13 protein-coding genes and 1 pseudogene are annotated in these 11,535 nt (G+C 56.3%); 4 read left to right on the top strand and 10 right to left on the bottom strand.

The features are described 5' to 3' along the window. Together B9A13_RS14130 and B9A13_RS10645 are read left to right on the top strand one after the other, a co-directional pair. A pseudogene (locus B9A13_RS14130) lies at nt 1-321 on the top strand (hypothetical protein); the annotation flags it as partial. A 140-nt stretch (nt 322-461) separates the two neighbouring features. After that, a complete protein-coding gene (locus B9A13_RS10645; RefSeq protein ID WP_159448102.1) occupies nt 462-1,400 on the top strand; it encodes a 3-hydroxyacyl-CoA dehydrogenase family protein in 939 nt (312 codons plus the stop codon). Here the strand turns inward: B9A13_RS10645 and B9A13_RS10640 are convergent. From B9A13_RS10640 to udp, 5 genes are all read right to left on the bottom strand, one after another. Next, complete coding sequence (locus tag B9A13_RS10640; RefSeq protein WP_242942843.1) at nt 1,397-1,960, bottom strand: sigma-70 family RNA polymerase sigma factor; 564 nt, start codon at nt 1,958-1,960, stop codon at nt 1,397-1,399. The genes B9A13_RS10645 and B9A13_RS10640 overlap by 4 nt on opposite strands. Nucleotides 1,961-2,091: 131 nt before the next feature. Then, nucleotides 2,092-2,799, bottom strand: a complete 708-nt coding sequence (locus B9A13_RS10635; protein ID WP_084235138.1) for a M48 family metallopeptidase — start codon at nt 2,797-2,799, stop codon at nt 2,092-2,094. Between the two features lie 55 nt (nt 2,800-2,854). Beyond that, entirely contained in the window at nt 2,855-3,697 is an 843-nt protein-coding gene (locus B9A13_RS10630; RefSeq protein WP_084235137.1) for a DegV family protein, read from the bottom strand. Then, entirely contained in the window at nt 3,679-4,161 is a 483-nt protein-coding gene (locus tag B9A13_RS10625; protein WP_084235136.1) for a MarR family winged helix-turn-helix transcriptional regulator, read from the bottom strand. Before B9A13_RS10625 ends, B9A13_RS10630 begins: the two co-directional genes overlap by 19 nt. 249 nt (nt 4,162-4,410) lie before the next feature. Next, nucleotides 4,411-5,184, bottom strand: coding sequence for a uridine phosphorylase (gene udp / locus B9A13_RS10620; protein ID WP_341456030.1), 774 nt, complete (start codon nt 5,182-5,184; stop codon nt 4,411-4,413). A gap of 407 nt (nt 5,185-5,591) precedes the next feature. On the opposite strand from udp, the gene B9A13_RS10615 reads away from it, so the two are divergent. Further along, nucleotides 5,592-6,197: a hypothetical protein gene (locus B9A13_RS10615; RefSeq protein ID WP_207651224.1), complete on the top strand. Its 606-nt coding sequence runs from the start codon at nt 5,592-5,594 to the stop codon at nt 6,195-6,197. 149 nt (nt 6,198-6,346) lie between these two features. Here the strand turns inward: B9A13_RS10615 and rbr are convergent, their stop codons facing one another. Genes rbr through B9A13_RS10600 form a run of 3 tightly spaced genes read right to left on the bottom strand, consistent with a single transcriptional unit; the run spans nt 6,347 to nt 7,714 of the window. Further along, nucleotides 6,347-6,883 carry a rubrerythrin gene (gene rbr, locus B9A13_RS10610; protein ID WP_084235133.1) on the bottom strand — a complete coding sequence of 179 codons (537 nt, stop codon included), beginning with the start codon at nt 6,881-6,883 and terminating at the stop codon, nt 6,347-6,349. Between the two features lie 54 nt (nt 6,884-6,937). Then, a complete protein-coding gene (locus B9A13_RS10605; protein WP_084235132.1) occupies nt 6,938-7,306 on the bottom strand; it encodes a desulfoferrodoxin family protein in 369 nt (122 codons plus the stop codon). 12 nt (nt 7,307-7,318) lie between these two features. Continuing rightward, the gene (locus B9A13_RS10600) at nt 7,319-7,714 is read right to left on the bottom strand and encodes a Fur family transcriptional regulator (RefSeq protein ID WP_084235131.1); all 396 of its coding nucleotides are present in this window, start codon (nt 7,712-7,714) and stop codon (nt 7,319-7,321) included. A gap of 203 nt (nt 7,715-7,917) precedes the next feature. Between B9A13_RS10600 and B9A13_RS13960 the strand changes: the two genes are divergently transcribed. Beyond that, nucleotides 7,918-8,124 carry a hypothetical protein gene (locus tag B9A13_RS13960; RefSeq protein ID WP_143806947.1) on the top strand — a complete coding sequence of 69 codons (207 nt, stop codon included), beginning with the start codon at nt 7,918-7,920 and terminating at the stop codon, nt 8,122-8,124. Nucleotides 8,125-8,319: 195 nt separating this feature from the next. Here B9A13_RS13960 and B9A13_RS10590 read toward each other — a convergent pair whose 3' ends face one another. Both B9A13_RS10590 and B9A13_RS10585 read right to left on the bottom strand, forming a co-directional pair. Continuing rightward, nucleotides 8,320-10,299 carry a YgiQ family radical SAM protein gene (locus B9A13_RS10590; RefSeq protein WP_084235129.1) on the bottom strand — a complete coding sequence of 660 codons (1,980 nt, stop codon included), beginning with the start codon at nt 10,297-10,299 and terminating at the stop codon, nt 8,320-8,322. 9 nt (nt 10,300-10,308) lie between these two features. Continuing rightward, entirely contained in the window at nt 10,309-11,490 is a 1,182-nt protein-coding gene (locus tag B9A13_RS10585) for a bifunctional histidine phosphatase family protein/GNAT family N-acetyltransferase (RefSeq protein WP_084235128.1), read from the bottom strand. Nucleotides 11,491-11,535: the final 45 nt, after the last annotated feature.

Genomic DNA, 11,535 nt, shown 5'->3' with positions numbered 1-11,535 from the left:
GTGTTCGACATCTTCCCGGGTATTCACCTGCTCTACACCCCCGGGCATACCCCGGGTGGGCAGTCGGTGGCGGTGGACACCGCGGAGGGCCGGGTCATCATCTGCGGCTTCTGCTGCGGCGAAGAAAACTTCGATCCTCCCGCGGACGTGAAGGCCATCTGGCCGGAAGCCCTGGTGCCGGGCCTGCACGTCAACAGCGAGGACGCGTACGAGAGCGTCCTGCGGGTGAAAAAAGAGGCGGATTATGTGATCCTGCTCCACGACGAGAAGACCTTCACCCGGGGCGTCTGCCCCAGCGACAAGTGGCCCAAAAACAAATAATCGATAACCGGTGCGCTCATTAAAAAAGCAGCATCCCTGGCAATGGACGCCGAGCTGTCTCTGCGCCGCGTTCAACACGGTGCAGAGATGGTTCGGGTCGCCGTTTTACCGAAATACTCTATATGGGAGGTATCAACACGATGGCCGATATAAAAAAAGTCGCCTGTCTGGGCGCGGGCACCATCGGTTCAAGCTGGGCGGTGTATTTTCTGTCAAAAGGATTGCAAGTTAAAATTCAGGACATCGATAAAAACCAGATCGAAATCGCTAAAAACAAAGTAACCTCTTTTCTGAACAGTATTGTTGGTCAGGGCATTATCAGCGCCGAGGAAATGCAGACGGCTCTGAAAAGGGCATCTTTTACGACAAGCATCGCAGAGGCGGTGGAAGATGCCGAATTCATTCAGGAGTCCGCGCTGGAACGATACGATATTAAGCAGAAAGTTTTGGAAGAAGTGGATGCCGCGGCTCCCGGGACCGCCGTATTTGCCAGCAGCAGTTCGGGCCTTCTGGTTTCCAGGCTTCAAGCCTTTTCTAAATTCCCGGAACGGGTTTTGGTGGGTCATCCCTTTAACCCGCCCCATCTTATCCCCCTGGTGGAAATCGTCCGGGGAAATGCCGGCGACAGCAGCGTGCAGGTTGCGTGGGAGTTCTACAGGCAGATCGGAAAAGTCCCCATTGTGATCAATAAGGAGGTGCCCGGGCACGTGGCCAACCGGATCCAGGCGGCCGTGTGGCGGGAGGCGATCGACCTTGTCGTAAACGGGGTCTGCTCGGTGAACGACGTGGATGCGGCGGTCTGCAACGGACCCGGTCTGCGCTGGGCCCTCATGGGACCCAACATGATCTTCAATCTGGGCGGCGGAGACAACGGAATGGAGGGCTTTCTGGGGCAGTTCACAGCGCCGTTTGAATCCTGGTGGGCCGATATGGCGGCATGGAACCAGTTTCCCCAGGGCAGTCAACGGGCGCTGATTGAAGGCTTGAAGGAAGAAATCGGTGACAGAAACACAGGTGATATCGTACGGTGGCGTGACGAAAAGCTCATTGGCCTACTGAAGCTTCGTGATCTCCTCTAGAGCGGTTTAGGCGGAAGCGGACAAGATTCGTTTTTCTGCCTTCGGCTCTTTCCGGCAGCCATCTCCCATCTGACGCGGTACCGAGGAACCCGGAAGCCCCATCCGGTTTTCTCGGTACATTTTATGCGGCTGCAACGCTTGCCGCCAGATGTGCTTAAAAGTCTTGTTCGAAAGTTGAAGCTTCGCGGCTTTTTGAAAGCGGCCGAAAGCCGCAGCGAGAGGATTGCATTTTCTATGCAGCGGGCCGCATAGGTCGCAAGACGCACTCCCTTGTCCGGATTATAGCTGGCGATCCCCTTGATAAGGCCGATGGTGCCGATGGAAATAAGATCGTCCTGATCCTTCACCTGGGTATAGTATTTTTTAATGATGTGCGCGACCAGCCGGAGGTTTCGCTCGATCAGAACATTGCGGGCCTGCATGTCTCCCTCGGAAAACCGCCGCAGATATTCCTGCTCCTCTTCCGCGCTCAAGGGTCTGGGAAACGATCCGTTCCCTCCGGATAGCCGGAGCATATAAAAAATTCCGTTGAGCAGCAATAAAATCGTAACCGACAGCACGAGTCCTCTCCCCCTTTCAATCCACTGTATTCCCAATGTGCAAGTCCTTACCACCGCGGCAGAAAAGAAATGCGGAACATCTCCCGATATAAAAAACAGAGTCCCGGACCGATTCGGTCCGGGACTCTGTTTTATTTTTTCCCGTTTAAAAGGCGCCGCCGGCTGTGATAGTCCGGCATGGCCGAAGTAAGTACGGCGTAAAACTCTTTGCCGTGCCCGATCTGGAGAAAATGCGCAAGCTCGTGCGCGGCCACAGCTTCGATACAGGCAAAAGGCTTGTGGATGAGCCGCCGGCTGAGGGTGACGGTCTTCTTTCCGGGAATGCAGCTTCCCCAGAGGCTCTTCATTTTCCGGATCCGAAGGTGGGGATACGCGACCCCCATTGCTTCAAAGGGAGGATACGCGGCCTGCAAAGCCTCCCCAAATACCTGCAGGCAGAATTCTCCCTGCCATTTTTCAAGGAGCCTGGCTCTTTTGCTCGCGTCCCCCGGGTCCTTGACCGTCAGCGTGAGCGTCTCGCCGTCGTATACCGCGCTGTCACGCTCTCCCCGCAGAATCCGAAGCGGTACCATCCGCCCCAGGAGCGGCAGCATATCGCCGTCTTCATATTCCTCCGGCGTAATTTCCATCTCCGGAGTTTCGGCGAGGCGCCGGAGTCCCCGGCGGATCCATTCCGCCTTGCTTCTGACAAAATCGTCAATCCTGCCGGTATCCACGTTCCGTCTTGCCGAAACCAGCACGGTGCCGTCCCGCCGGAGCCGCAGGTTGACGTTTTTTACCGGTTTCCGGATCAGTTCATACCGGATTTCCAGCCCGCCGCTTTGGACCTTCCGTTCCATTGTCCCATACGCTCCTTCCGGGGCAGACTCCCGCGGCCGCCGCGTCTTTCGGTTGTTATTTTCGGCGGATATAGCTGATGCCTACGCATCCGGGGCCCGCGTGGGTACCCACCACGCTTCCGATCTTCATCACGCGGCCTTTTTCCAGAGGATAAACCTTCCTCAGCTGAGCCTCAAAGGCGGCGCAGGCTCCGGCGGCGTCGGAATGGGCGAAAATGATCTCGTATGCGGGATCCGGCTCCTCCTCTTTCACCCGCTCGATCATCCACTGATATGCCGCCGTGTCGCCTCTTGCCTTTCCCGCGGCAATCACCTTGCCGTTTTCAATGGCCACGATGGGCTTGATGCTCAGAAGTCCCCCGATAATTGCCGAAGAGGCGGACAGCCTTCCCCCCATTTTAAGGTACTTCAGCGTGTTTACCGCTCCGTAAAGCCTGAGCCGGTCCTTCAGCTCCTCCAGATGTGCGGCGATCGCTGCCGCCCGGTCCCCGGCATCTCTCCGCTTCACCGCCTCATATACCAAAACGGCCAGCCCGAAAGACACGTTCCGGGAATCCACCAGATGGATCTCCCCGGACGACACCGAGGCTTTCGCAATTACCGCCGACTGATATGTCCCGCTCAGTTCCGCGGAAATGAAAACCCCAACGATCTCGTCGCCCGCATCGATGTAACGCCGGAACAGCTCCTCAAACCGGTCGGGATTGACCTGCACCGTGCTGGGCAGCTTTTCCGCCGAGCGAAGCATCGCGTAAAATTCTTCGTTGGACAGGTCAACCCCGTCGATATATTCCCGTTCCCCGAACAATACCTTCAAAGGCACGATATCAATCCCCAACGCTTCCGCTTCGGAGATTGGAATGTCACAGGTGCTGTCCGTTATGATTCTGACTGCCATAGTTCCTCCTGTAGATTGGAATTAAAATAGGTGCGGATCACTTCCAGGGCGCGCTCCAGCGTCTCCAGCTCCGCCTGGTCCAGACGGTTCGTCACCGCCAAGACCATGTTTTGATGAAATCTCTCGTGATGCCGGTTTGCCTCTTCTCCCTTCCGGGTAGGATACAGACGGATGATCCGTTTGTCGTCCTCGTCCTGAAGCCTGCGGATGTATCCCTTCCTCACGAGCCGGTTGATCGCCACCGTCAGTGTGCCCGGAGTCACTCCCTGATCCTGGGCGATATCGGTGGTGCGGTTGCTTCCGCCTTCCCGGTTGGCGGCGCACACCGTTTCAATGATGTGCATTTCCCGTATGGATAATTCCCCGAACCGCCCCGAACTCAGCGCTTTTTCTTCCGTTTTCAGAATCACGTTGAAGGTATCCACCAGAAAGGTATTGAGGCGCGAATATTCCTCTTTCGGCATGGCGCTGTCTCCTGTTTTTTATTTTGATTATCAAACAATCAGGATTATACCATCCCCCCGCCGGGAAGTCAAGGGAGAAATAAACGGTTTACCGGCATACTCAAGCGGCGCCGCCGCGGATTGTGCACCCTGCTGGAAGAAATGGAATCCGGCCGAAAAAGGACTGCTCCTCCCCGCGGCAAACGAAAAACAAAGCGGGCGGAAGCCCGCTTTGCACAGCCTATTTTCATTTGGCACCGCCGTGTCGTACTACCGCTCTCCGGCCCGGTCTTCTTCGATTAACCGTTTCAGCGCTTCCACCGCCACGCTCACCGCGGATTCGGTGTCATGATCCTCCGGATCCGCAAGACCGGCCAGCCGGCGTTCCTGGTTCCATACCACGTGGAACACGGATCCCGCGCGAACCCCCAGAGAAGCCGCCGTCACAAAAAGCGCGGCCGATTCCATCTCGCTGGCCAGAACGCCCAGCCGCTTCCATGCCTCCCATTTGAAAAGAAGCTCCTGGGCCACCGGCATGCGGGACGGAGAATGCTGCCCGTAAAAAGAGTCCTTGCACTGTACGACGCCGGCATGCCATATAACGCCCAAATCGGAGGCAGCCCGGGTCAGGGCGCCGAGAACCCGGTAATCCGGGACCGCGGGAAATTCCAGAGGGGCATACTCCCGGCTGGTCCCTTCCTGCCTGACGGCTCCTGTGGCAATGACCGTGTCCCCGCTTTTAACTTTGGTATGGATACCTCCGCAGGTTCCCACCCGGATAAAGGTATGCGCTCCCAGGGCAGCCAGTTCCTCCATGGCGATTGCAGCGGAAGGCCCTCCGATCCCCGTGGAGGTAACGGTGACACGCTCTCCGTTCAGCGTTCCGGTATAGGTCATAAACTCCCGGTTGTACGCCACCCTCTGGGCGTTTTCAAATTGAGCCGCGATGGCGGCGCACCGGCCCGGATCCCCGGGCAGGATGCAGTACCGGCCCACCTGCCCTTCGGAACACTGAATATGATACTGAAGCTGATCCTGATGCAAACCGCTTCCCTCCTTTATGTATCGCTGCATATAAGTATACCACAAACGCTAAGCGTTTCGTGGTATTTGGCATCGTTTGGGGTTCCGACCCAAGGGCGGGAGCAAACCGCGCCATAAACCAGGTATACCGGCTGCGCTGCGGCTATTATACCATAAAAGCTGCAGCTGTTTGCGATGGAGTTCAGAGAAACTCCGCCCGATATGCAGTTTACACTGTCCGGATTGCGTTTTGTAACCTTTTGTTGTTGATTTTTGTCACTGCCTCGTTTAAAATGAATGGGCATAAATCTGTCTCTGGAGGTGATGCCTTGAAAAAGACAGTAATCGTATGTGTACTCACATTGATTCTGGGTCTTTTGATTGGTATTTATATAGATGAACTGCCTTGTGAAAAAACGGATACAGCCTTGCAGGCTACAATGGTCCCCGAGCAGCAGGATATGCTCTCCGCGGCGGACGTCCTTCCTTCCGTAAGCCCGTCGGACGACGTTTCCGAATATAATCCCGATAAGAGCACATCTTTATTGAAAGTGGCATGCGACGCCTTGGAATATATCAAGGCGGGGGACTATGAGTCTTTGGCTGAAATGATTCACCCGGTGGACGGGGTGATCTTCGTCCCTTATTCCACCGTCAATCTTTCGGGCAACCTGCGCTTTTCCGCCAAAGAGATCGCCTCGCTGGATACGGACACCGCGAAGTATACCTGGGGCATCACGAACGGGGAAGGCAAACCCATTGAGCTGACGATGGCGGAGTATTTTAAAACCTATGTGTTCAACGCAGATTACACCCAAGCGCCAATGATCGGCATCAATCAGATCCTGCAGTACGGCAATTCTCTTGAAAATGTGGAAGAGATTTTCCCGGATGCCGATTTTGTGGAATTTCATTTTCCCGGGCTTCAGGAGGAATATGACGGATATGACTGGTGCAGCCTGAAACTGGTGTTTGAGATGTATAATTCCCAGCCGAAAATCGTAGCCATTATCCACAGCCAGTGGACCATCTGAAAAAACGCAATGAGCAGTAAACCCGGAATCTAATCTTGTTAAGCGCGGAAAAATATTTCCGCGCTTCTTTTTGCCCCGCCGGGATTGACCGCGATACCGGTAAAAAGCCGGCGCCTCCCATAGGAGGCGCCGGCTTTAAATGGATCAGATTAATAATTTTCTTTTCTCAGTTCAAAATAGGCCTTGGGGTGCGCGCATACCGGACAAACCTCGGGCGCAGAGCTTCCGATGTGAATATGTCCGCAGTTTCTGCAGATCCAGATCTGCTCGCCGGTCTTCTTGAAAACCTCCTCGGACTCCACGTTTTTCAGAAGAGCAAGATACCTCGCCTCATGCTCTTTTTCGATCCCCAGAACGCCTTCAAAGAGCTTTGCGATGTAATCGAATCCCTCTTCCCTCGCCTGGTCGGCAAAGTTCCGGTACATCTCGGTCCATTCGTAGTGCTCGCCGGCCGCGGCGTGCTCCAGATTCTTCGAGGTGTCCGCAATTCCGTCCAGAAGCTTGAACCAAAGCTTTGCGTGTTCTTTCTCGTTGCCGGCGGTTTCCTCAAAAATCGCCGCGATCTGCTCGTAGCCTTCCTTCTTCGCAGTACTTGCGAAATATGTATACTTGTTGCGCGCCTGGGACTCCCCGGCAAACGCCGTCCACAGGTTCGTTTCCGTCTTGGATCCGGCCAAGTTTTTCATACAGTCACCTTTCCCAATTAAAATTTAATCTTGCGGTCTTCGCGTTTCGTTCGATTATTTGCTGGTCCAGTACCCGTGCAGGTTGCAGTATTCGTAAGCCTTGACGCCGCCTTCCGCATGAAGGGCATATTCCGGCGCCTCTCCGGGTTTCAGGAATTTGAAAGACAGGGTATCGTCCCCCGCTGCGGCGATGAACTGGATGTAATGCTCCGGGAGCATGGGATGAGTGACGGACCCGACCTTGATGGTCGTGACTCCGTCTTTTGTCTCCATCACCGGGACGTGCTTTTCAAGCGCTCCGTCGGTTGTATTGGCAACCAGTTCTCCCATTTTTTCTCCGCAGCACACCATGGGTACACCCTTGTCCACAACCTTAAAAGCGATGTTTCCGCAGTGCGCGCACCGATACAGTTTCAGTTCCATACAATTTCCTCCTTAAGATTTTATATTGATTATTTTCCTGCAGTCTTCACAGGTTCCGGAAAAAAGCAGCTCATGGTGAGAAACCTCGTGACCGCTCATATCCGTCGCCTGACGGTCCAGCGCTTCGCAGTAAGGCAGATCGATGTCGACCACTCTGCCGCACCGGATGCATATCATGTGTGGATGCGCTTCGGTTCTCGCGTCGAAGCGCTCCACCGGGAAGCTCAGCCGCCGCACGGACCCCTCTTCCACAAGCTGATTCAGATTGCGGTAAACGGTCCCCAGGCTGAGATTCGGGTTTTCCGGCTTCAGCCGCTCATACAGCATGTCGGCGGTGGGATGTTCTTTTGTCTCCTTCAGCGCCGCATGGATGATTTCCCGCTGTCTTGAATAGCGCCTCAATTTCATAACGTTTCCTCGCTAATCATAACGATTACTGTTATCAGTATACACACATTTGGGAAAAATGCAAGTAGTATTTTTACCAAAATGTAAAATCGTCCGGATACAGTTTTTACTTTTCTGCCGATTTGAGAGTAAAGCGGTATAAAATGCGAATACTATATCCCGGATCGCTTTGTTTTAAAATCATAAGATCAGGAGGAAATAAAATGAAACGGAAGCTGGGCTTCTTGATTGCCACTGCCGCCATGCTGCTTGCTCTGGCGGGCTGCACCACGGGGACGACTACGACGACGTCTCCCACCACAAAGGTAACAGTAGCGCCTACCTCAACGGTGGCTCCCACAACGAAAGTCACCACCTCGCCTACCACGGTGCCTTCCGTCAGCCCCAGCGCGACGCCGAAGACCACATAATAAGAAACGCGCCGGGATTCGGTGCTTTATCGCCATTTTGTGGTCCGGGGCCGAATATTGCGTTTTTTCCGCTTTAAAGCGGAAAAAACGGGAATCGTATACTGTCTGCATGTGCTGTGAAACCAAACCTCGCAGCACATGCTTCTTGTATATTGCTTTTTCAACAGCCGAACGGACTTTCTCTGAAGCGAAAAGTTATCCGGCTGCTTTTTTCTTTCCTCCGGCTGGGCGTTTCCCGCCGGCGGGCGGCCGTTTGCTCCCTCTGGCGGGTGTTTTTCCGCCCCGCTTATTATCTGTCCCGGCAGTCTTGTCCGGTCCCCTCTTTCCCCCTCCCGTCTGCTTCCTTTTTGAGGAGGGCACGCCCTCGGGCCTCACAAGGCAGTTCTTGCCGTATCCGATAAGGTCCTCCCTGCCCGCCTCCCGCAGCGCCTCCAGCACCAGCCGCCGCTTGTCCGGCCGCTTCCACTGCAAAAGCGCCCTCTGCAGTGCCTTTTCCCGCTTGTCTCTGGGAACATAGACCTCCTTCATGGTACGGGGGTCGATCCCGGTGTAATACATGCAGGTGGACAGCGTGCCGGGCGTGGGATAAAAATCCTGCACCTGCTCCGGCTGCCGCCCCGTCCGGTTGAGGTACTCCGCCAGCTCCACCGCGTCCTGAAGCCTGCACCCCGGATGGGAGGACATGAGATAGGGCACCAGATACTGCTCCTTTCCGTATTTCCGGTTGAGCCGCTCGTATTTTTCCTTGAACTTCTCATACGTCTGGATCTGCGGCTTGCCCATATAATAGAGCACCCGGCTGACGCAGTGCTCGGGAGCCACCTTCAGCTGGCCGCTCACGTGATACTTCACCAGTTCGGAAAAAAATTCCCCGTTTTTATCCGCCAGAAGATAGTCGAACCGGATCCCGGAACGAATAAACACCTTCTTGACGCCGGGGATTGCCCGCAGCCTGCGAAGCAGCTTCAGATAATCGGACTGGTCCGCGTCCAGATTGGGACACGGCTCCGGGAACAGGCAGTTTTTATCTTTGCACATGCCGAGAGCGGCCTGCTTTTTACAGGACGGATGTCGGAAATTGGCTGTGGGGCCGCCCACATCGTGCACATATCCCTTGAAGAGGGGGTTTTTTATAAATCCCTCCACTTCCCGGATCACCGAGTCCTGGCTCCGGGCGGTGACCATTCGCCCCTGATGAAATGCCAAAGAGCAGAAATTGCACGCGCCGAAGCAGCCCCGGTTGTGGATGACGGAAAAACGCACCTCCTCGATGGCGGGGACGCCTCCCAGCTCATCGTACATAGGATGGGCCCGGCGCATATAGGGAAGCTCCGCGGCCCTGTCCAGCTCCGCGGCGTCCAAAGGCGCGGCGGGTGGATTGACCGCAAGCCACCGCTGCCCGTGCTTCTGGAGAATTCCCCGCCCCCGGACGTTGTCGTGTTCTTCGTACTGAATCCGCGTGGCCTCGGCATACTCCCGTTTATTTTTCGAAACCGCCTCAAAGGAATAACATTCCACCATGGGAAACGGGCTCGCGGCGGGATCCTTGGTAAAATACGCGGTGCCTCTTACGCCGGTGATTTCGGACACCGGCAGCCCTTGGGAAAGCGACCGCGCCGTTTCCCTTACGGCCCGCTCGCCCATGCCGTAAATCAAAAGATCCGCGCCGGAATCGGCGAGGATCGAACGGCGCACCTTGTCCTCCCAGTAGTCGTAATGGGCAAAGCGCCGCAGGGAAGCCTCCAGTCCCCCCAGAATCACCGGCAGGTCCGGCCAGGCTTCCCGGATTCGGTTGGAGTAGACAATTGCCGCCCGGTCGGGCCGGAGCCCCGCCCGGTTTCCCGGACTGTACGCGTCGTCGCTCCTGCGCCGCTTGGCGGCGGTATAGTGGGCCACCATGGAATCGATGTTGCCCCCTGTGATAAGAGCGGCGAGGCGCGGCCTTCCCAGAGCTCTGAAGGGTTCCGCGCTGTGCCAGTCCGGCTGGGCCAGGAAAGCGACACGGTATCCTTCCGCCTCCAGGACCCGGGCTATGACCGCGGCTCCGAAGCTGGGGTGATCCACATAGGCATCCCCGGAAATCACGAGAAAATCGTAGAAATCCCAGTTTCTCGCCCGCAGATCCTCCAGATTGACCGGGAGAAAGCCCCCGGCGTTTTCCTTACTGTCTCCCATCTGACACTCTCAGGCCTTCCCTTTCTGCGGATTGGGGCCTTCGCCGTATCCAATCGCCTTTTCCATAACGTACAGGGTTCCCACGAGCCCCGCTTCCTCCCCGGTTTTCCGAAAACCGTACTTCTCGTAAAAGCGAACCGCCCTTGCGTTTTCCGGAGCGACCCGCAGGCGGAGGATGCTCTTGCCCCTGGGCCGGCTCATGCTGACGGCCTGGCCGATGAGCTGTACCCCCAGTCCCGCGCCCCGGAATTTCGGCTTCATGTAATAAAACGGAATCCCGCCGACACCATTTTCGCCCTCGCGGAAAAGATCCATCTGCAGAATTCCCGCCGCCTCGTCTCCCAACATGGCGCACAGCAATGTCCCGGGATCTTCTCTTGCCGCAGACAGGGCGTCCTCCAGATAGGCCCTCCCGCTGAACCCGGAGGTGCTTCCGTGGATCAGCTCCCACGCGTCCCGCCGGGCTTCCAGGTACAGCTCCGCTTCTCCCCCCGGATCCAGTGGCCGGTACCACAGATTCTGGTCGGTAAACTCCCCTTCCCGGTTCTTCCACCACTTTTGGCGGGCAAAAGTGCTGATCTCCTGGTCCAGATGCGAATTGTCGTTTTGGTAGACGATGCGGGCCTTCCCTTCGTGAAACTCCAGGAGGGAAACGCCCGTGTTGTCCGAGTGGGCGATGCTGTACACCTCTTCGGGTCTGCGTTCGCTGAAATGGCAGAGGACCGAGCGGATGGCGGTGCCGTGGCTGAAAACGGCCACCGTCTGGTCCGGGTGGCGTTCGGCGATCTCCGATACGCTTCGGGCCATCCGCCGCTGCATGTCGAGAAAGCTCTCGCTCCCCGGAACGCCCCACTGGAGGGGATGGTGTACGAAGCGGTCCATGCTCTCCGGGTCCTCCCGGACCACTTCGCCCCAGGTCTTGTCCTCCCAGGAGCCCATGTGGATCTCCCGGAGCTCCCGCTTTGTCGTAAGAGTCAGGCTCCGGGGAATATAAATCGCCTCCGCCGTGGTGCGCGTCCTTGTCAGGTCGCTGGAGTAAACCGCGTCTACGGGAATGGATGCAAAGCGACGGCGGAGCGCCTCTATCTGCCTTTTCCCGTTTTCCGTCACCAGGCTGTCATAATGTCCGTGGATTCTGCGGTACAGATTTCCTTCCGCCTCCGCGTGCCGGATGAGATATACCTTGGTCATTGCGCTGAAGATCTCCTTTTTCTTAGTTGTGCCCTTGCCGTACCG

The organism is Papillibacter cinnamivorans DSM 12816, assembly GCF_900176335.1.
Taxonomy (GTDB): domain Bacteria; phylum Bacillota; class Clostridia; order Oscillospirales; family Oscillospiraceae; genus Papillibacter; species Papillibacter cinnamivorans.
The sequence above is the reverse complement of the archived record's forward strand: the minus strand, read 5'-3'. Positions and strand labels throughout refer to the sequence as shown.

Excerpts from the sequence above, each read along its gene's own strand:
- B9A13_RS10645 (WP_159448102.1), top strand. The coding sequence starts at position 462 with ATGGCCGATATAAAAAAAGTCGCCTGTCTGGGCGCGGGCACCATCGGT.
- B9A13_RS10635 (WP_084235138.1), bottom strand. The coding sequence starts at position 2,799 with ATGGAACGGAAGGTCCAAAGCGGCGGGCTGGAAATCCGGTATGAACTG.
- B9A13_RS10630 (WP_084235137.1), bottom strand. The coding sequence starts at position 3,697 with ATGGCAGTCAGAATCATAACGGACAGCACCTGTGACATTCCAATCTCC.
- B9A13_RS10625 (WP_084235136.1), bottom strand. The coding sequence starts at position 4,161 with ATGCCGAAAGAGGAATATTCGCGCCTCAATACCTTTCTGGTGGATACC.
- rbr (WP_084235133.1), bottom strand. The coding sequence starts at position 6,883 with ATGAAAAACTTGGCCGGATCCAAGACGGAAACGAACCTGTGGACGGCG.
- B9A13_RS10605 (WP_084235132.1), bottom strand. The coding sequence starts at position 7,306 with ATGGAACTGAAACTGTATCGGTGCGCGCACTGCGGAAACATCGCTTTT.
- B9A13_RS10600 (WP_084235131.1), bottom strand. The coding sequence starts at position 7,714 with ATGAAATTGAGGCGCTATTCAAGACAGCGGGAAATCATCCATGCGGCG.
- B9A13_RS13960 (WP_143806947.1), top strand. The coding sequence starts at position 7,918 with ATGAAACGGAAGCTGGGCTTCTTGATTGCCACTGCCGCCATGCTGCTT.
- B9A13_RS10590 (WP_084235129.1), bottom strand. The coding sequence starts at position 10,299 with ATGGGAGACAGTAAGGAAAACGCCGGGGGCTTTCTCCCGGTCAATCTG.
- B9A13_RS10585 (WP_084235128.1), bottom strand. The coding sequence starts at position 11,490 with ATGACCAAGGTATATCTCATCCGGCACGCGGAGGCGGAAGGAAATCTG.